This is a genomic window from Flavobacterium sp. WV_118_3, from assembly GCF_039778605.1.
GTDB lineage: Bacteria > Bacteroidota > Bacteroidia > Flavobacteriales > Flavobacteriaceae > Flavobacterium.
In genome coordinates this window covers 3,101,664-3,122,424 of sequence record NZ_CP156060.1, presented here as the reverse complement: position 1 = coordinate 3,122,424, position 20,761 = coordinate 3,101,664, and the positions used below count along the sequence as shown (strand labels likewise).

Annotated in this window: 18 protein-coding genes; 4 read left to right on the top strand and 14 right to left on the bottom strand. The window is 39.7% G+C overall.

Annotated elements, in window-relative coordinates:
- Positions 1-115: 115 nt before the first annotated feature.
- The 3 genes from ABFU83_RS14525 to yiaA all read right to left on the bottom strand — a co-directional run bounded on the left by ABFU83_RS14525 (position 116) and on the right by yiaA (position 2,475).
- Positions 116-673, bottom strand: a complete 558-nt coding sequence (locus ABFU83_RS14525; protein ID WP_347066970.1) for a GDYXXLXY domain-containing protein — start codon at positions 671-673, stop codon at positions 116-118.
- A complete protein-coding gene (locus tag ABFU83_RS14520; protein ID WP_347066968.1) occupies positions 670-1,947 on the bottom strand; it encodes a DUF2157 domain-containing protein in 1,278 nt (425 codons plus the stop codon). Before ABFU83_RS14520 ends, ABFU83_RS14525 begins: the two co-directional genes overlap by 4 nt.
- 63 nt (positions 1,948-2,010) lie before the next feature.
- On the bottom strand, positions 2,011-2,475 hold the full coding sequence (gene yiaA, locus ABFU83_RS14515) for an inner membrane protein YiaA (protein ID WP_347066966.1): 465 nt from the start codon (positions 2,473-2,475) through the stop codon (positions 2,011-2,013).
- 127 nt (positions 2,476-2,602) lie between these two features.
- Here yiaA and ABFU83_RS14510 point away from each other — a divergent pair, with 127 nt between their 5' ends.
- Positions 2,603-4,093, top strand: coding sequence for a hypothetical protein (locus ABFU83_RS14510; RefSeq protein ID WP_347066964.1), 1,491 nt, complete (start codon positions 2,603-2,605; stop codon positions 4,091-4,093).
- Here ABFU83_RS14510 and ABFU83_RS14505 read toward each other — a convergent pair whose 3' ends face one another.
- The 7 genes from ABFU83_RS14505 to ABFU83_RS14475 all read right to left on the bottom strand — a co-directional run bounded on the left by ABFU83_RS14505 (position 4,094) and on the right by ABFU83_RS14475 (position 12,603).
- On the bottom strand, positions 4,094-4,741 hold the full coding sequence (locus tag ABFU83_RS14505; RefSeq protein ID WP_347066962.1) for an HD domain-containing protein: 648 nt from the start codon (positions 4,739-4,741) through the stop codon (positions 4,094-4,096).
- 55 nt (positions 4,742-4,796) lie between these two features.
- Positions 4,797-5,786, bottom strand: coding sequence for an acyl-ACP desaturase (locus tag ABFU83_RS14500; RefSeq protein WP_347066961.1), 990 nt, complete (start codon positions 5,784-5,786; stop codon positions 4,797-4,799).
- 4 nt (positions 5,787-5,790) lie between these two features.
- The gene (locus tag ABFU83_RS14495; protein ID WP_347066959.1) at positions 5,791-6,525 is read right to left on the bottom strand and encodes a lysophospholipid acyltransferase family protein; all 735 of its coding nucleotides are present in this window, start codon (positions 6,523-6,525) and stop codon (positions 5,791-5,793) included.
- Between the two features lie 87 nt (positions 6,526-6,612).
- A complete protein-coding gene (locus ABFU83_RS14490; protein WP_300489441.1) occupies positions 6,613-7,023 on the bottom strand; it encodes a BrxA/BrxB family bacilliredoxin in 411 nt (136 codons plus the stop codon).
- A 152-nt stretch (positions 7,024-7,175) separates the two neighbouring features.
- Positions 7,176-9,551 (bottom strand): TonB-dependent receptor, encoded by a 2,376-nt coding sequence (locus ABFU83_RS14485; protein WP_347066957.1) that lies wholly within the window; start codon positions 9,549-9,551, stop codon positions 7,176-7,178.
- A gap of 332 nt (positions 9,552-9,883) precedes the next feature.
- Positions 9,884-10,345, bottom strand: a complete 462-nt coding sequence (locus ABFU83_RS14480; protein WP_347066956.1) for a thioredoxin family protein — start codon at positions 10,343-10,345, stop codon at positions 9,884-9,886.
- Complete coding sequence (locus ABFU83_RS14475; RefSeq protein WP_347066955.1) at positions 10,345-12,603, bottom strand: TonB-dependent receptor; 2,259 nt, start codon at positions 12,601-12,603, stop codon at positions 10,345-10,347. The genes ABFU83_RS14480 and ABFU83_RS14475 overlap by 1 nt, the downstream gene beginning before the upstream one ends.
- Before the next feature lie 99 nt (positions 12,604-12,702).
- Here ABFU83_RS14475 and ABFU83_RS14470 point away from each other — a divergent pair, with 99 nt between their 5' ends.
- Both ABFU83_RS14470 and ABFU83_RS14465 read left to right on the top strand, forming a co-directional pair.
- Entirely contained in the window at positions 12,703-13,359 is a 657-nt protein-coding gene (locus ABFU83_RS14470; RefSeq protein WP_136403507.1) for a metal-dependent transcriptional regulator, read from the top strand.
- Positions 13,360-13,361: 2 nt separating this feature from the next.
- Entirely contained in the window at positions 13,362-15,248 is a 1,887-nt protein-coding gene (locus ABFU83_RS14465; protein WP_347066953.1) for an Nramp family divalent metal transporter, read from the top strand.
- Here ABFU83_RS14465 and ABFU83_RS14460 read toward each other — a convergent pair.
- The 4 genes from ABFU83_RS14460 to ABFU83_RS14445 all read right to left on the bottom strand — a co-directional run bounded on the left by ABFU83_RS14460 (position 15,245) and on the right by ABFU83_RS14445 (position 18,490).
- The gene (locus tag ABFU83_RS14460; protein WP_300488922.1) at positions 15,245-15,370 is read right to left on the bottom strand and encodes a FeoB-associated Cys-rich membrane protein; all 126 of its coding nucleotides are present in this window, start codon (positions 15,368-15,370) and stop codon (positions 15,245-15,247) included. The genes ABFU83_RS14465 and ABFU83_RS14460 overlap by 4 nt on opposite strands.
- 2 nt (positions 15,371-15,372) lie before the next feature.
- A complete protein-coding gene (gene feoB / locus ABFU83_RS14455) occupies positions 15,373-17,475 on the bottom strand; it encodes a ferrous iron transport protein B (protein WP_347066951.1) in 2,103 nt (700 codons plus the stop codon).
- Between the two features lie 4 nt (positions 17,476-17,479).
- On the bottom strand, positions 17,480-17,713 hold the full coding sequence (locus ABFU83_RS14450; RefSeq protein WP_136403503.1) for a FeoA family protein: 234 nt from the start codon (positions 17,711-17,713) through the stop codon (positions 17,480-17,482).
- A gap of 105 nt (positions 17,714-17,818) precedes the next feature.
- A complete protein-coding gene (locus tag ABFU83_RS14445; RefSeq protein ID WP_347066949.1) occupies positions 17,819-18,490 on the bottom strand; it encodes an SCO family protein in 672 nt (223 codons plus the stop codon).
- Between the two features lie 170 nt (positions 18,491-18,660).
- On the opposite strand from ABFU83_RS14445, the gene ABFU83_RS14440 reads away from it, so the two are divergent.
- Complete coding sequence (locus ABFU83_RS14440) at positions 18,661-20,727, top strand: M13 family metallopeptidase (RefSeq protein WP_347070226.1); 2,067 nt, start codon at positions 18,661-18,663, stop codon at positions 20,725-20,727.
- Positions 20,728-20,761 lie beyond the last annotated feature (34 nt).

Below are 20,761 nucleotides of genomic sequence, written 5' to 3'. Positions count from 1 at the left end.
CTAAAATTTATAGATTATACGATCTACAAATTCTGAAAAAATTAGAAAAAAATCATTTTTCAGGGATAAAAGTCCCAGTTCGATCTTAAAAGTTCTTTGTTGGGTTTTTAGGGGTTTACTTTTTGCGAACGTATTCTTTTATCGGTATATTTTTGATGATCACATCAGATAATACTGCGTTGCCATCTTTCACATGTACAAGGGCATACGTAGGGAAGGAAGTAGTATCGCGTACCTGTTTCCGATAAGCTACTTCTGCATCGTAAGCTTTGCTTTCTTCCATATAATAGGTGTTAAAGGGAAACGAAAAGTGAACATTTCCATCGAAAGCATAATTTACTTTAGCGAGAACAAAATCATCCATACTGTTTTTATCTTTGGTTTTAACGGCTTTTTTAATAGCGGCAAATCCATTTGTATCTTTAGTCAGATAAATATAAACAGGATCGCCACTTTCCCAGGTCGAATCTTTAGATGGAAAGGATTCCAATGCATATTGTAGGGCGATATATTTTCCAACAAACGGATTGTTCGGATCTACCGGAGCGGTTTTAAATTTATAGGCCGTACCTTTTTCGATGGTTTGCTGGTTATCCCAGATCATGGAAGCCGGAACTGTAAGTTGTATCAGGGCAACGATTCCAAAAAGGAGTAAAAGCTGTTTTGTTTTCATGACCTGTTATTTTTTGTTTTCTGTAATAGAATATAATTCGCGTAGAAAAATCCGACACCAACAGCAATAAATAGTAAACCCCGGATGACAAAAGAAATATTGGTGTCAAAAAAGCGACAGATGATCAGTACGGCAATTATCACCAAACCATAATTGAGTATGGTGAAATCGGATTGTTGGGAACCGTTTTTGATCAGTAAAGCACCCATAAATAAAACCACAATATTGGTGAGGATCATTCCGATAAGATTGTCGGTTAGTGCCAATAGAAAGATCAGGTTAAAAACCAGAAATACTACTTGAAAACCGTTGATTTGCCGGATGTCTTTTTTCTTTTTTAGAAAATAACGACCGAGTAGCACTAGAGTGGTAATCTGTATGGATAACAGTAGTATCAGATCGCTGGTATTGGAATGATTGGCCTGATAAAATTCCAGCCAAAACCATTTTGAACTCAGGATGATGGACAAAATACTGGTTCCGAGAACGCCTAAAATGGGATAACCGTTTTTGATAAAACGCTGTTCTTCGAAAAAAGAAAGTGTGCTGGTATTGTAAAACAATCCGAACAATGAAATGTAAATCAGGAAGCCCAAACGGGATGTTCCGCTAAAAAAAGCGCCCAACAGAATCGTGATACTAAACGGAAGCAGCCAATGGAAAACCGATGTGATGTTTCCCTTTGGATGGTGTTTGCAAAGGCTGTAATAATGCGGTAGGAACAATGCGATTAGGAGTAGATAAAGCCATGGATAACCGGGGTTTCCATAGCCGGTTTCGACACCATAATACGTAGTAAAAAGCAGATGGAGTAATGCCAGTGCATTCGATTTTAAAATATAAAGCACCGGAACAGACAGCAATATCCAGGTAAGCAGGAAATTGCTAAGATTGCCCGGTATATTATAAATCTGACTGATCAAGGCAATTGTCGCTCCGATAGAAAAAAACAAAAAGGTTCCGGTGACTTCTTTCCAGACGGTACTTTTTTGTTTTACGATGGCATAACCGGTAAAAAACTGACAAATCACAAGCGGAAGAAAGGCCAGCGTAACTTTAGCGGCTTTAGGGAAATCGTCCCAGTTATGTGCAAAAATCAGAATGATTCCCAGGCCGATCAGAATCGCACCCAAGACTCCAAAAATGGTTAACAGACTGTTCGATTTTGTATCCGGACTATTGCGGTAGTAGTGCTCGATAGCCTTTGCCGTTTCCGGACTGATGATTTGGGCATCAACTAATTTGGGTAATTCTTTGACAATTTTCGAACTCATAACGGGATGATTTACCACTAAAATACGGTTTTTAATCTAAAAAAAGCGCAAAAGAAAAACAGTTTAGTTAGTGCTATTGGCCTGTTTTATGTCACGGGTATTTTTCTGAACGGTGATAGCGGCAAATAAACTTAATACGAATGCCATACCATAAAAGCCTTTTTCGCTTAATGCCAGACTGGCATTCCATAAACCGATAACCAATAAAGTGATGGATGCAATAGTAGAAAACCAACTAATTCCATAATAGATTTCCGTAACCGGAATGCCTTCCATTTTATCCCGTACACTTTTTTGAACCGAAATCACAGAGAATAAACCAAATAACAGTAATGTAAAATAATACCCTTTTTCATTTAATTGCATCGTTGCATTGGACAATCCGATACAAAAAGCGGTAACACCAATCAGGAGTACGCCCCATGAAGCACCTACAAAAGCGTTACTGGGTTTTTGCATCCCGGTTTTAGGGTTGTTCTGATTTTTAGAAACGGATTCATCGGTGGTGGTTGTTTTAAAATCTTCCATAATTTATTTTGTTTTTTGTTGAGTCAAAATTCCTATAAAAAATAATGCTTTAAAAATCAATTTTTAATAAAAAATGACGATATAAAAATGATTTTAATATCTTTATTCAGATAAACAAACAATCGATATGAATTCTGTTTCCGGAATTATAAATATACTTTCAAGTACTGAAAAAGAAGAATTTGTATTATTTCTTAAAAAGCAAAATAAAAGACATGATACGCATAATATTCAGCTTTTTACGCTTTTAAAAACTGATGATATCATAGAAAAAAACATTGATTATAAAAACAAGCCGGCATTATATGCACTTCGCAAGCGTTTGTATGATAATCTTATTGCATTTATTGCAAACAAACGTTTTGAAAATGATACTTCGGAAGAAAAGATGATTTTAAAATTGCTTATTGCAAGCAAAGCTTTTTTCGAACACAAACAGTACAAACCGGCCTTTAAGACGTTGCGAAAAGCAGAAGAAAAAGCGGTAAAAGGAGAATATTTTAATCTGCTGAATGAAATCTATCATATCGGAATCGAATACGCACATCTGGATAATAAAATTGTTTTTTCGGAACTGGTTGAAAAATACCAACGAAATCAGAAAAAGTTTTTGCAGGAGGAACAACTCAACCTGGGTTATGCATTATTACGGCAGGAATTGTCAAAAATCAAACGCGGTACAGTGGCTTTCGATTTTCAGAAAACAATCCAGTCAACGATCGAACAATTTAATATCTCGCTAAAAGAAATTCTAACGTTTAAATCGCTGTATCAAATCCTTTTTATTGCCAATGAATATGCTGCGCTCCTTAACGATTATTATCAAATCGAACGCTTTGTAAGTAAAAGTTACCTTTTTATTCAGTCCAAACAGGAACAGGCAGACCGACATTTGTTTTATCATATTCAGATACTGTATTTTATTGCGAACATGCTTTTTAGGAATAAAAAATTTGCCGAGGCATCGACATATCTGGATAAGATGGAAATGACAATGCAAAAACAGGACAAGGTCTATTTTGAACGGTTTTACTGTCGACTCCAATTACTGCGATGTCTTACGGATAATTATTCCGGAAATGCGGCAGCTGCAATTGCACGGGCAGAAAGTGTTTTGAAAACACATAAAGGAGTAGATATTTCTGAAATACTGGATTTGCAGTTAAGTCTGGCGGTCTTCAACTTTCAACAACTTAATCTGAATCGGGTACAGCAAATCTTTAAAAACTTTAACCATAGCGACACCTGGTATGAAAGCAAGCAAGGTATAGAATGGACGATCAAAAAGAACCTGATCGAAATTTTATTACATGTTGAATTAAAAAATCTGGATTATGTACAGTCCCGATTAAATAGTTTTAAAAGGCGGTATAAGAAATACCTGTTGGAAATTAAAGAAGAACGCGTCCATGCATTTCTTTTGTTGGTAGAAAAATACCTGAACGCGCCCGAAAGCTTTGCGTCTTTGACGTTTAGAAACCAGGTTAAAAATGCTTTTCAATGGAAATCATACCGTAAAGAAGACATTTTTGTAATGAGTTTTTATGCCTGGTTAAAAGCAAAGATTGAAAAAACGGATATTTATACGGTCACACTGCAATTGGTACGCGAAAGCTGATTATTTCTCTCCGTCCCATTCGGCATAAAACTGCGATAAAAAGCCTTCCATATAGTGATGGCGTTCCAGTGCAATTTTTTTACCGGTTTCGGTATTCATACGATCTTTTAGCAACAATAATTTTTCGTAAAAATGATTGATCGTTGGCGCTTCCGTTTTTTTGTATTCCTCTTTCGACATATTGAGGTTTACCGGAATATTCGGATTGTGTAAGGTTCTGTTTTTAAAACCACCATAGTTAAACGCACGGGCAATTCCGATGGCACCAATGGCATCCAGTCGGTCGGCATCCTGAACAATATCCAGTTCTTTCGAATGGAACTTGCGATCGAAATTTCCGCCTTTAAACGAAATGTTTTCAATAATGTTGATCACATGCTGTATCGTTTCTTTCGGTGTGTTTTCACTCTCCAGAAAAGCACGTGCCATTTTTGGTCCAACCGTTTCGTCGCCATCGTGAAACTTACTGTCGGCCACATCATGAAGGAGTGCACCGAGTTTTACCACGGTAAGATCGCAGTTTTCACCCTGAGCGATTAACAGGGCATTTTTGTAAACCCGTTCGATATGGAACCAATCGTGTCCGCCTTCGGCATTTTCAAGTTGTTTTTTTACAAAAAGGATAGTGTTGTCAATTAGACTACTCATAATCGGTATAATTTAAAAATCCTTCCGGTTGCGAAAGGATTTTTGAGATGTTACATTATTTTATAATAGCGGGTTGTACCCATTTAAAAATATGAGGTTCCTGAGAAACGACCATCCTCTCGGCGATACGTGTCATTCGGGCCGGTAATTTCATTAAATAATCACGGGCTTTTTCGGCTTCATCGTTCAAACCGGCAATTTTATCGATTTCCCATTTGTCGATTAATTTTTGCAAAATATCCACATAATCCATAGCAGTATATACACCGATACGTTGTGCCGATTCTGAAAACTGTTCGAAAGCCGAGCCTATTCTTTCTCCGGATTCACGAATAAGATGCGCGGGCATCGTGATTTTTTGCTTCATCATATAGTGGAAAGCCATCATCATCTCACTTGGATCCACTTTAAAGATACGGTTTACAAACTCGCTGTAGGCATGATGGTGACGCATTTCGTCTCCGGCAATCATTTTACAGATTTTAGAAAGTTTGTGATCACCAAATTTTTTAGCAATCTGAGCCACACGGTTGTGCGATACATAAGTTGCTAATTCCTGAAAGCTTGTAAATACAAAGTTTTTATACGGGTCACGGTCGGTTCCGGGATCGAAACCATCGGTGATCAAATGCTGCGTGGTGATTTCTACTTCACGCATATTTACACGTCCGGAAAGGTATAAATATTTGTTTAGCAAATCGCCGTGTCGATTTTCTTCACCAGTCCACTGGCGGATCCATTTGGACCATCCGTTGTCCGGGTGTTGTGATACACCTTCCACATCCATCAACCAGGATTCGTAAGTGGGAAGTGCTTCTTCGGTAATGGTATCGCCAACGAGAACTACCCAAAAATCATAAGGTAATTCTTTTGCGATTTCGCGTAATTCGGTTACTTCATCAAGGAAGGATTCTTTTTCGGAATTGGGCAATAAATCTGTTGGCTGCCATATTTTTTCTATTGGCAACAGATATTGCTCGACAAAACTGTCGATGTTCTTTTCCAGAAACTGCATCACTTCCAGACGTACATTTTTTATTGACATAATCTTAGTGTTTTATTCCCTGAACCACTGCATTTTCGGTCTTTTCCATGATTTCTGCGAAGGAATAGTCTTTTACTGCAAAGGGTTCGTGAATAGTGAATTTTAAAGAGTTGCCCAATCCAACCGGGAAAAGTCCAAAACGTGCCATTTTCCAGGAGTTATTGATTGATATCGGAACGATATAGGCTGATGGGGCATATTTACATAAAATTTTCAAACCGTTTTCGGAGAATTTTTTCGGAGCGCCGGTTTTGCTTCGGGTTCCTTCCGGGAAAATTACTGCCGAACGGTGGTGTTGTTCAATATATTCTGCCAGACCTTTAATAGTTGGCAAGGCTTGCTTTGGATCTTTTCTATCTATAAGAACGGATCCGCCGTGTCTTAAATTGTATGAAACGCTTGGAATTCCGCGCCCTAATTCTTTTTTACTTACGAATTTAGGATGCGAACGACGCAGGTACCAGATAATGCCAATGATGTCATACATACTTTGATGATTGGCTACAAAAATTACCGGAACATTTTTCGGAATGCGTTCGCGGTGTTCAAAGGTATATGTAGTGCCAAGCAGATTGGTACACTTGGTTAGCAGGAAATTCAGGTAATCCACACTTTTCTTATGCGCCTGATAGCCAAAAACATTCAGGCAGATCCATTGGATCGGATGAAAAATCACCAGACATAATCCGAAACACAGATAGTAAATAACGGATAACGGATACGAAATTATTTTTTGCATAATTGTGGCTATTTCGCGCAAAGATAAATAATCAATAAATAAAAAAACCACGCTTTAACGTGGTTTCTATTATTTTATATAACAAAATTAACAGTATTCGTTATAAGCGTCTTTTAGATTTTCGGCAATCATCTCTGCCGGGCGACCTTCAATGTGGTGGCGTTCCAACATATGCACCAATTCTCCGTTTTTAAACAAAGCCATACTTGGCGATGAAGGCGGGAATGGGAACATGTGCTGACGGGCTGCATCAACGGCATCTTTATCGACACCTGCAAAAACAGTGATCAACTGATCTGGTTTTTTACCATTATCAAGGCTCATTCGAGCGCCCGGACGTGCATTTCGAGCGGCACAACCGCAAACCGAATTGACTACTACCAAGGTAGTTCCTTCTTTCGAAAGGGCGTTTTCTACATCCTGGGCACTATATAATTCCTGAAAACCAACGTCTGATAATTCAGCACGCATTGGTTTTACCATTTCTTCTGGATACATAACATTTCTTTTTATGATGTTTATGCCACAAAGTTACAAAGTTTTACCGTATTTCAGAATCATCCGATTCATAAAGATTTGTTATTGTATTCCGGGTCATTTGAGCTGAAACAATAAAGGCCCCCAAGGGCCCCTTATTGTTATATATGTAATTAAAAGCGATACGTAAGCATTCCGGAAATGTTTCTCGGATCGGTTTGGTTGATAAACGAAGTTCGGTAGGCATTATAACCGATCTCGTTAAAGATGTTGTTGATAAACAAGCGAACACCCCAATGTTGGTCGAATTTATAAGCTGCCTGAACATTGACATTCATATAGGCATCAATGTCGAACGGTTTTTGCCCGGGAACGATCCCTTCGTGGGTAACCGCTCCGGCCGACCAGTCGTTCATCGGTCTTTTTCCGGTATAATAAGCTCCGGCTCCCACTGAAAGCCCTTTCAAATTTCCGGTAAACGTATAATTAGCCCAGGCATTAAAAGTATGCTTTGGGGTATTTAATGGCGATGAATTATAAACATAAGCCGTATGCTCTTTGTATTGGGCATCAATATAGGAGTAACCGGTGATCACTTCAAGATTTTCCAGGATTCTACCGGATAATTCCACTTCAATCCCCTTACGCTCGTCATTACCTCCTTTTTGATAATAGCCGGTAGCTACCCAGTTTTCATCGTAAACCGGAAGGTTCATGTCTCTGTTGTTAATCTTAAATAAAGTCAGGTTAAAACGCAGTCGGTCGTTAATCCAGGTGGTTTTAAAACCGGCTTCAAACTGATCCCATCTTTCGTTACCCAGCTCTTCGCCATCTTTACTTAATAAAGTGGCGCTTCTTGGATTAGAACTATTGGTATAGGAACCGAAAAGGTTAATGTTTCGCGTAGGGGAAATGATAAGACCTGCCAACGGATTCCAGGCGTCATTGCGTTGTGTTCCCACGGTACTCGATTTGGTAATTTCAACACTGCTGTAACGCAATCCGACAAATGTTTTTAACCATTTGTTCCACGTTATCATATCCTGAACCAATAAGCCTAATGCTCTTGTTTTGGAATCTTCGGAACTACCAAAAGGCAATACACTGTTTGGAGTCGGGTAATTATTAGGGATCGATCCGAAAACATTGATCGTGTCAATGGCCACCGATTTGGAATTGGTTGTCGAAACGCTGCTGCTGGAATAATCCATACCGGCCTGGAACGTATGTTTTACAAAACCGGTTTGTACATCCTGTCCGACTAAATCCAGTTGTAATACATCGTTTACGTCTTTTCGGGTACTGTTGCTAATGGAACGTTTGCGCTCGTTAAAGCTTGATGCCAGTTGTGACAGGCTGGCCCCGGTATCGTCAAGTGCCAGATCCGATTTAAAGTAAGCCGCACGTAATGAAAAAGTATCATTTAATTTTCGGTCAACGCGAATCGTATAGGTGGCATTTTTAGTCGAAACACGATCGGACTTAAAGCCCAGGAATTTATCATGCGGTAAATCATAAATAGCATTTATATCGTTTCCGGCCAGATTAACAGTTCCTAAATCCGGAGTCCGGCTATCGTCCAGATAATCCATTTCTACGGTAATTGTGGTTTTATCGTTGGCTTTCCATTGTAATGACGGGTTAAAATACAATCGTTCACTGGAAATCATACTTCTGTAACTATCGCTTCTTTCGTAAGCACCATTCACACGAAAAGCGATTTTCTCGTTATCATCGATAGGGCCATATACATCAAAGGTAGGACGGAACAACCCCCAGCTTCCACCGCGAAGTGAAACTTCTCCGCCTGACTGGAATTTTGGAGTTTTCGTAACGATATTGATCACGCCACCCGGACTTCCGATATCGGTTGCAACACCTTGTGTAATGGCCGCGGTTCCTTTTAATACCTGGATATTATCGATACCACTGGCATCGGTTAAAATACCGACACCACGGAAATCGGAATTCACACGAACACCGTTTTTCAGAATCGGAATGCCACGGAAACCGCGGGAGGACATACTTTCTCTTTTATTTCCATAAGTCGCAAAAGTATATACACCCGGTACGTTTTTGGTTGCGTCGGAAATCGTCAGGTTTCCTTGTTGTTCGATTAGTTTGGAGGAGATGATCGAAATACTCTGGATTTGTTCGCTTGGTTTTAACGGTAATCGCGTCAAAGCCTGAAGTTTTTCGGGTTGTTTGTTTCGCTTTCCAAATACTTCGACTTCGTCCAGCATTTGTTCGTTCACTTTTAATTTGAAGTTTACCGTAGTACCTGGTTTATCGATGTTAACGATGATGACTTCCGTTTTATAAGACAGACTGGTAATTTTAAGGGTGTATTTACCGTAGGTCAGATTGGAGAATTCATAATTACCGGAAGTATCGGTAATGGTTGATTGGTTGCTTTCTGCGATAATAACATTGGCATGTGCTACCAGATTGTTATTTTCGTCGGTTACAGTTCCTTTTAATGTACCGTTTTGCGCTAATGTGGTTAGGCTGAAAAAAAGGCTAAGGAGTAGAATCGATAAAAGTTTCATATTGCATTATTTAGACTCAATAAATATAATGCAAAACTAAGGCTTTCCTAAAACATAAAAAAAGATAGTGTGGTATATTTTTAAAGGATTCTAACTGTCAGTATTTCAGGTGTTTGTATTTGATTTTTAAATTTATAGTTCATTTATTATTATTGTATAAAACCCTTTTTTTTAACATATTTTTTTTAACAACAATAGGGTTTGAAAGGTAATTTTGGGATATATTGAAAAGACTACGGTGTATGTTTGAGAAAAGTTTTGTTTTATCGAATGTAAAAATAAAATAAAATTTATGCTGTTTTTTTGCAAAAAGTGCTTGTTTTTGGCGTCAGTTATTGATTTTGAAGAGCTTTATTCAGAACCACTTTTAATTCAGGTGTTGTTAAAAAACGATTGATCTGGAAAACAATCTCGTAGTTACGATTTAGAATACAGGAAACCGGGAAAGAAAGTTGCCGTTCCATCTGTCCGAGTACGTAAGCCAGTTCGTGATACCCGTCAGCCTGGTAAGGAAAGATTTCGTTATGAAATCCAATAGTTGATTTCGTCTCGGCATCAAAAGCAATAAAATAGAAATGATCATTTAAAATAGAAATGATTTCCGTATTTTGAAACGTCGTTTTTTGCATCATCTGGCAATACTTACACCAGGAAGTGTGGATAAAAACAAAATAGGGTTTCGGATTTTCTTTGAATTGTTTTTCGGCTTCTTCAAACGTATACGTTTTCAATTGGGCAAATCCGTGAGGAATCACCCAAAAGAAAACGAACAAAAAGAAAACGGTTTTTTTCATTATTTTAAAGTATAGCGCAATCCGAGGAAACCGCGAATGCCCTGATTGGGTCCGTAAACATAACTCGGATCAAAGGTTAGCGCATACGGATTATCCGGTGTGGCGATTACATTTCCACTTGCGTCGTGTTGTACGTTATGATCAAAAGGATCATTGGCACGTGCAATAAGAAACGGATTCCCTTTATTTGGCGTCCAGTTCAATAAATTTTTGACACCACCGTAAATTTCGAAATTTTTTAGCCTGGTGTAGGTCAGTTGTATGTTTTGAATACTCCACACCGGCGAATATTCTTTTCTGGGGTCCAAAGGTCCCAGTAACGGCAAACGCATCGGTCCGTACAGGTTTCCGGTATAATCGATATCCAGATACAATTTCGGAATTTTATACGAAATCGCCCAGGTTCCGGAAAAACGTTCCGTTAGCATCTGTCGTGTGGTGACACCGTTTTCGGTTTTATTCACATCCATATAAGTTGCGCCAAGTATAACTTTTAAACCATTGTTAAACACCATATCGATATTCGTACTGATTCCTTTGGTAATCGCATGTCCGTCCAGATTTTTATAAATAATCTGATTCGGATTGGTATCGTAATCCGGAATAATGGAATTGGTAAAATAGGTATACCAGGCACTGGTTTCGAGTCCGATAAAATTGCCGTCTCCGAAATAGAATTTTTTCAGATAATTCAGGTTGACGTTATAGGAGCGCTCGGGCTTTAAATCGCCTACCACAATTACATCGCGCGAACCGGTAAGTGCGGCGTGTTCTTCGGTAAACAGATTGACAATTCGGAAACCGGTTCCGGCATTTAGTCGGATAATATTGGTATCGTCCACTTTCCATTTATAGGCAAAACGAGGTGTGAAAATAGAACCGTGGTTGCTGTTGTAATCGTATCGGGCACCTAATAAAATACTGTGTTTTTGGGCGAAAGAAATCTCATCCTGTACAAAAAGACTCGGAATCCAGGTTTCATCGGCCGTTACTGTAGCCGGTGTATTGTCGTTATACAATTGATATCGGACAGCTGTACCAAATAATAAATCGTGATTTTTAATTTTTTTATCCCAGGTAAGTTGTCCGAAACCAATACGCTGAATGGCCATAAAAGGGGAATTACCATAAACAGAATTCTGATCGTGATTGGTATAGGAAAACGAAAGCAGCATTTTTTCGCTCACCGGAAGTTCATAAGCTCCGATCAATTCCCAGCGTTTGGTGTAAATACTTTCCCCGTAAACTTCGTCGCCACCGCGGTATTTCTTTTCCCATTGCATCTCACCGCCCCAACGATCTTCGTAAAAATAGCGTCCGGCGATTGAAAACAGCTTGTTGCTTTTCCGGTTAAAATTCCATTTCTGAAAAACCGAAACCCGATCCTGTAGTGTCACATCGGTAAAATTATCATTGTTTTTATCGATAGGATTGCTGTAATTAAAATAATTGACACCGGTTAAAAACGAAACCGATTTTCCGATATTGGATTTAAAACCCAAATCGGTATTCAATTCGCCCCAACTGGTTCCGAAGGCATCGGCCGAAAACACCGGTGCATTTTTCGGGCTTTTGGTGATAATGTTGATCAATCCGCCTACGGCTTCACTGCCATATAAAGACGACGCGGGTCCTTTTACGACCTCTACCCGTTCCAACAGCGAATTTGGAATACCCGACAGGCCATAGACGGTCGACAAGCCACTTACAATAGGCATTCCGTCAATTAAAACCAAAGTATACGGACCTTCCAGGCCGTTAATATGAATGTCGCCGGTATTGCAAACATTACAGTTGAGTTGCGGACGTACCCCGTTTACATTTTGTAAAGCCTCAAAAATATTGGAAGTGGGATTCTTTTTAAAAAAAGTAGGCTTGTACACTTCAACGGGAACAGGGCTTTCGAGTCTGTTCACCGCTTTCAGTGTACCGGTCACTACGACTTCGTCCAACGACTGGTTTTCTTTCAGATCGAAATGAACCATTGCCGGAGTCGCGTTATGAATCGTTATGTTTTTTTTCTGAGATCGGAAACCGGTAAAGCTTACCTGGATTTCGTAGGTTCCGTCCGAAACGTTTTCAATTGTAAAAAGGCCGTTGGCATCGGTCGAAGCACCGAGTTGCGTTTTGGCAATAAGCACATTGGCATATTGTAGCGGAACGCCATCGGAAGTGACTTTCCCTTTTATAGTAGTTTGAGCCGAAATGGAGTAACCGCTTAAAAGGCAGACAAAAAAGAGCAGAATTAGATTTTTCACAATATTATTTTAGATTAAAACGAAGTTAAAATTTAGACAAAACTAAAAATATTTTTTGAATCAAAAAAATTTGTATTTTTGAAAACATAAAATTTACCCATGACGCATTCAGAAGAGAACTATTTAAAAGTCATCTACCATCTATCGGTTGTTTCGCCAAGAGGTGTTAATACCAACGCTATTGCCGGCATGATCGAAAGTAAAGCCTCGTCGGTTACCGATATGGTTAAAAAACTGGCTGAAAAAGAACTAATCCTGTACCAAAAATACCAGGGAGTAACCTTAACGGAAAAAGGCTTGTTGGCGGCCAAGATGATTGTACGTAAACATCGTTTATGGGAGGTGTTTCTGGTTGAAAAGCTTGATTTTACCTGGGATGAGGTACACGATGTAGCCGAAGAACTGGAGCATATCAAATCGGAAAAACTGATCAATAAACTGGATGCTTTTTTAGGCTTTCCGACAGAAGATCCGCATGGGGATCCGATTCCGAATGCCAAAGGAGAGATCAAAAAGATAGACAAACAATTGTTATCCGATCTGGAAACAGGACAAAAAGGGATATGTGTGGGTGTAAAAGACTCTGCTTCGAGTTTTTTACAATACCTGGACAAACAGCAAATCGCATTGGGATCGAAAATTGAGATCATCGGTAAGGAAACTTTTGATATGTCGCTAACGATTATAGTAGACGGAAAAGAAATGATTATATCGAATAAGATTGCGAATAATCTCTTTGTGAAACTAGCCACCTGATTATGATGCAAAAAACAACAAATTCACTGGAAGAAGTACACGAATCGGTTGCCATAGTACAAAATACTTCTGTATGGAAAAAAATCCTGGCCTTTTTTGGTCCGGCCTATATGGTGAGTGTCGGTTATATGGATCCGGGGAACTGGGCAACCGATATTGCAGGGGGAAGTCAGTTTGGTTATAAACTGATTTGGGTACTACTGATGTCCAATATTATGGCGTTGCTATTACAAAGTCTTAGCGCCCGGTTGGGAATTGTCCGCCAGCGGGATTTGGCTCAGGCCTCGCGTGATACGTACTCCCGTCCGGTGAATATGGTGTTGTATATTTTGGCGGAGATCGCTATTGCAGCCTGCGACCTTGCCGAAGTGCTCGGAATGGCTATCGGGTTGCAATTGTTATTCGATATTCCGTTGCTTTGGGGTGTTAGTATTACGATGTTGGATACTTTTTTACTGTTGTTTTTACTGAATAAAGGAATCCGAAAGATGGAAGCCTTTATTATCGCATTGATTGCTATTATCGGTTTGTCTTTCCTGATCGAAATGTTTCTGGCAAAACCCGATGTCACCGAAATTGCCCGTGGGCTTATTCCTTCCATACCCGATAGTACGGCCTTATATATCGCCATCGGAATTATCGGAGCGACGGTCATGCCACATAATCTTTACCTGCATTCGTCATTGGTTCAGACACGGAAATTCGATCGCAGCAAAAAAGGAATCAAACAGGCAATCCGGTATAATTTTCTCGATTCGTTTCTGGCGTTAAACATGGCCTTTTTTGTCAATGCGGCAATTTTAATTTTAGCTGCGGCTGCTTTTTATAAAAACGGAATGCACGAAGTGGCCGAAATTCAGGATGCACACCGATTACTGGAACCCTTACTGGGAACGCATTGGGCTTCGATCTTATTTGCTGTGGCATTGATTGCTGCCGGGCAAAGTTCTACGATAACCGGAACACTAGCCGGACAAATTGTTATGGAAGGCTATCTGAATTTACGGATTCAACCGTGGGTGCGCCGGATCATTACCCGTTTAATTGCGATAGTACCGGCCTTGATTGCAATCATTTATTTTGGGGAGTCGGCCACTGGAAAACTACTCTTGTTAAGTCAGGTGATTTTAAGTTTACAATTGGGATTTGCCATCATACCGTTGATTCATTTTGTAAGTGATAAAACAAAAATGCAGGGATTTGCCATTGGAAAATGGACTAAAATAGCCTCGTGGCTTATCGCGCTGATTATCGTAATGCTAAACGCCAAATTGGTTTTCGATGAAATTGAAACCTGGGTTACTACTTCCGAACATCCTATTTATATCTGGTTGTTTGTGGTGCCAATTGCCATTTTCGCAGCCTTTTTACTACTCTATATTATCATCAAACCATTTGTGGAAAAAAACAGAACGATCCCGAATCTGGTTCCGCATATCAATGAAATCGTAGTAAGTGAATCCAATAAACCGATTGTATATTCCAAAATAGCCATTGCGCTGGATTTTTCAAAAACCGATCAGAAGAGTATTGCGAGTGCGTTACAACTGGGCGGAAAAACGGCACATTATACGATTATTCACGTCGTGGAAACGGTTGGAGCTATGGTACATGGGAATGAAACCCATGACTATGAAACAACCAGTGATCATTACTATCTGGAAGAATATCAGAAAGCACTCGAAGCACGAGGTTATCAGGTGAGTAGTATACTGGATTTCGGAAGTCCGAAAAAAAGTATTGCCAAAGTGGTCAATGAAAATGATTTCGATATATTGGTTTTGGGCGCACACGGACACAACTGGTTTAAAGACCTGTTGTTTGGGACTACGGTCGACGCGGTACGGCACAAAATCACCATTCCGCTTTTAGTTGTTAAAGACCATTAACTGCACCCGCAATCCGGACCACCGCAATTTTTCTTTTTCTTTTTCCAGAAATATTTTCGGATAAAGAAAAGGACGGCCGCAGCCAAAATTACATATACTGCTATTTGTTGAAAATCGATCATGATTATTGCAAAATTTGATACGCAACCAGTGAAACGACATACGCAAAGCCACTCATAAACACCAATTGAATCATCGGCCATTTCCAGGAATTGGTCTCTTTTTTAGTGATAGCCAGTGTTGAAATACACTGCATCGCAAAAGCATAGAAGAACAAAAGGGAAACACCGGTGGCAAAATTAAAGACCTTTCCACCGGTAATCGGATTGATCTCGGCATTCATTCGGTTTTTAATCGTAGTTTCTTCTTCGGAATGACTTCCTACACTGTAAATCGTCGCCAACGTTCCTACAAAAACCTCACGAGCGGCAAAGGAAGTCACCACAGCAATACCGATTTTCCAGTCATATCCCAACGGGCGGATCACCGGTTCGATCGATTTTCCGATTATCCCGATATAGGAATTTTCTAATTTATAGGAAGCAACCAAGTCTTCTTTTTCACCGCTGATTTTATTTTGTGCTAATTCCTGTTCGATAATTTGTTCGGCATTTTTAAAGTTCCCGCCAGGCCCATGCGAACCCAGAAACCATAAAATAACAGACAGTGCCAGGATAATTTTACCAGCTCCAAAAACAAAGGCTTTGGTTTTTTCGATCACATTTAAGGCTACGTTTTTAAATAACGGCACTTTGTAATCCGGCATTTCAATCACAAAATAGGATTTCCCTTTTACTTTTAGGATTTTGTTCAGAATATAAGCGGATAAAATAGCCATTCCGAAGCCCAACAGGTATAAGGTCATTAACGTTAATCCTTGTAAGTTGAAAATACCCAATAGGCGTTTTTCAGGGATGATCAATGAAATTAAGATCGCATATACCGGTAAACGTGCCGAACAAGTTGTAAAAGGCGTTACCAATATAGTGATCAGTCTTTCTTTCCAGCTTTCGATATTACGCGCCGCCATAATCGCCGGGATTGCACATGCCGTTCCGGAAATTAAAGGCACCACACTTTTACCACTCAGCCCAAAGCGACGCATGATTTTGTCCATCAGGAACACCACACGACTCATGTAACCGCTTTCTTCCAAAATAGAAATAAACAGGAACAGAAATGCGATTTGCGGAATAAAAATAATGATACCGCCCAGTCCGGGAATGATCCCTTCCGAAATCAAATCGGTCAATAATCCGGGAGGTAAGTTTTCCGCAGCATAGGCACTTAGCGATGCAAAACTTTCATCGATAAAATCCATCGGAATACTCGACCAGCTAAAAATCGACTGGAAGATTAACAGGAGAATACCGAAAAAGATGATATAACCAAAAAATTTATGCGTTAAAACACGATCCAGTCGGGCGCGGATATCGGTTGCCTCTTCGCGGTTAACGGTATAGCCCACTTTTAGCACATCGTTGATAAACTGATAGCGTTTTATGGTTTCTTTTTGTTGTAATCGTTTTAATTCTGCCTCCGATTTAACAAACGATTGGATTGAAACTTCGTTGCGGTGCAGACCTCCAAAGTTTACATCCTGCGTAATCACAAGCCATAATTTATATAACAGTTGATTTGGAAAAGTATGACGCAGGTTGTTAAAATAGTCCGGATCGATTTCGGAAGCATTCAAACAGGGCTCTGTAGAAAGCTCTTTGTAATTGATGATCAGGTTTTTCAGGTTGTCGATTCCTGTTTTTTTGCGGGAACTTACCAAAGCAATTTTGGTGTTTAATTCCTTTTCCAAATACGGAATATCCAACGTAATTCCTTTCTGTTCCATACGGTCGGACATATTGATCACCAAAATGGTAGGAATTTCCAGATCTTTTATCTGAGTAAAAAGCAGCAGGTTTCGTTTTAAGTTTTCCACTTCGGTAACCACCACGGCAACATCGGGAAAATCCTTGTCGTTTTTATTCATCAACAACTCGATCACGACATTTTCGTCGAGTGAGCTGGCGTTTAAACTATACGTCCCCGGTAGGTCAAGAATGGTCGCTTTAACGGAAGGGGATAATTTGGAAACCCCTTGCTTTTTGTCGACCGTGATACCCGGGTAGTTTCCTACTTTTTGATTTAAACCGGTTAGCTGATTAAAAACGGATGTTTTTCCGGTGTTCGGATTACCTATTAAGGCTACTTTTAACGTGCTTGTACTCATGAACTTATTCCTTTATAATCTCAACCTCAATTTGTCTGGCGGTTTCAAGGCGAATCGCTACGTGGCTGTCGTTAACATTAATATACAACGGATCGCCCAGCGGAGCTACTTGTAACAACTCTACGGTATTACCGGGAAGGCAACCCATTTCCAGTAATTTAAGAGGAATTACGTCAACATTAAAGTCGTTAATTAAAGCTTTCTGTCCTTTTTTTATCTGGGCTAACGTAATTTTCATCTTATTTAGATTGAATTAAAATAGAAACACAAAAGTAAGCATTTAAAACGGATGCGCCATGTTAAAACCGACTTTCACATTTTTTTATGAAACCTGTTTAAAGGATTATTTTTCCTGAGCCGACAACCAGTTGATGTCTTCCAGTAGTCGTTGTACATCTTCCATTTTGGTTCCATCGTAGAATCCGCGGACACGACGTTTGCTATCGACCAACACAAAATTTTCGGTATGTACCATATCATAAAGTTCTTCCGGTTTTCCGGTTTTAACAGCCAGATACGATTTACGGGCAATATAATAAATGTCTTTTTTGTCTCCGGTAACCAAATTCCATTTGGTGTCAATCACGCCTTTTTCCAGTGCATATTTTTTTAACACCGGTACACTATCGATATCGGGTGTTACCGAATGTGACAACAACATTACCTTAGGATTGTTTTTGATTTTGTCCTGAAGCCATACCATATTAGTGGTCATAATCGGACAAATAGTCGGACAAGTGGTAAAAAAGAAATCGGCCACATAAATTTTCCCTTCGTAATCCTTTTGAGTAATCGTTTTTCCGTTTTGATTGACAAAAGCAAAATCGGCAATAGTATGTTTATTGGCTACGTGTTGTATCGTGGTGTCCACCAATTCCGGATTAACCATAGACGGTGTATAGATAGGCAAGTGTTTTTTAGGCGTTAGTGCGTTATAAAAAAGCGTAATGATAATAGCGGAAAGAACAAAAAGAACGATAAAAAACAGTCGGTATTTTTTGAAAAAGCGAAGCATGATATAATTTTTTGCAAAAGTATAAAGAAGTTCGCTATAAGGAGGTTAAATATTGCCTAAATCACAGCAGGTTTAATTTTAACAAATAAAAAAAGCGATTCGGCGATGAATTCTTATTTTTGTTATCGGAAACACAAATAGCAACCAAAATTAACAATATGGAAATAAAAATGAATAAAGGCGTATTATTGGGCGCAACCGCTACGCTGGTTTTGTTTTCCTGTAAATCAGGACAGACTAGCGCATCGGCCGACAAGCAGGCGACGCATCCGGGCATCAATTTGAGCTATATGGACAAATCGGTTAAACCGGGTGATGATTTCTTCCGTTATGTAAACGGAACCTGGTATGACAAAACCGAAATTCCAAGCGATAAAACCCGTTGGGGAAGTTTTGACGAACTACGTCAGAATACGGATAAAGATGCATTAGCGATCTTAAAAAAAGCGGCAGCCGACAAAAATCTGGATCCAAATTCCGATCAGGCCAAAGCGGTAAATGTGTATAAAACATTTATGGATACCATTGCCCGAGACAAAAGAGGTATCGATCCGATTAAAGCGACATTAGCCAAAATTAATGCGGTTAAAAATGTACAGGATCTGAATGCACTTTTACTGGAAATGGAATCAGAAGGCGGTATGGGATTCTATGGAATGGGAGTAGGAGCCGATGCTAAAAACAGTAACCGTAACGTAGTATATGTAGGTTTGGGAAGTCTTGGATTACCGGATCGTGATTATTATGTGTCGGATGATGCCGATTCAAAAGAAAAAAGAGAAAAATACGTAGCGCACGTAGCGCGTATGTTGCAGTTTTTAGGGGAAGGACCAACCCAGGCGAAAGAAGATGCGAATAAAGTATTGGCATTGGAAACGGCAATGGCCAAACCAAGACTGGATCGTGTGGAACGTCGCGACAGACGAAAAACATACAATCCGATGCGTGTAGCCGATTTACAAAAATTGACACCATCGGTAAACTGGAAAAACTATTTTGAAGGTGTAGGCATACAAAACCTGGATTCGTTAGTGGTATCACAACCACGCTATATGACGGCTTTGGAAGACATCTTCAAACAAAATGACGTAGACAGTTGGAAAGCCTATTTGCGTTGGACATTGATCAACAAATCAACAGGTGTATTGACAACCGATATCGAAAATGCCAACTGGGATTTCTATAGTAAAACATTACAAGGAGCGATCAAACAACGTCCTAGAGAAGAAAGAGCCTTACAGGTTGTAAACGGAACGGTAGGTGAAGCCTTAGGAAAACTATATGTAGCTGAAAAATTCCCGGCCGAGGCGAAAGCCAAAGCCAAAGCGATGATCGAAAACGTATTCCTGGCTTTCGAAAATCGTATCAACCGTTTGCCATGGATGACACCGGCAACCAAACAGGGCGCGATCCAAAAATTACGTAAATCGACTGTTAAAATCGGATATCCGGACAAATGGAAAGATTATTCCAAATTGGTAATTACAGGACCTGCTAATGGTGGTGCGTACTACGAAAACATGAAAAACGTAGCCCGTTGGGGATTCCAGGAAAATATCGACGATTTGAAAAAGCCGGTAGACAAAACCCGTTGGGGGATGTCACCGCAAACAGTAAATGCTTATTTCAATCCGTCGTATAATGAAATCGTATTCCCGGCTGCAATTTTACAACCGCCATTCTACGATTATAAAGCAGATGAGGCGGTAAACTACGGTGGAATCGGAGCCGTTATCGGACACGAAATTTCACACGGATTTGATGATTCCGGAGCGCGTTACAATGCCGATGGAAACTTAGTAAACTGGTGGACAGACGAAGATTTAAAACAATTTACAGGATTAGGAGGCGCTTTGGCTGCACAATACAGTGCTTTGGAGCCGCTACCGGGAACATTCGTAGATGGTAAATTTACGTTAGGGGAAAACATTGGTGACCTTGGTGGTGTAAATGCTGCTTATGACGGACTACAGTTATTCCTTAAGAAAAACGGAAACCCGGGTTTAATCGACGGATTTACACCGGAACAACGTTTCTTTATTTCATGGGCGACAATCTGGCGTTCGAAAATGAGAGACGAGGCGATTAAAAATCAGGTGAAAACCGACCCACATTCACCGGGAATGTACCGTGCTTATGTACCGTTACAAAATGTGGATGCTTTCTACGAAGCATTTAGCATTAAACCGGGCGATAAATTATATGTAAAACCAGAAGACAGAGTTAAGATCTGGTAATGCAAAAGCCTCCCATTTGGGAGGCTTTTTTTAT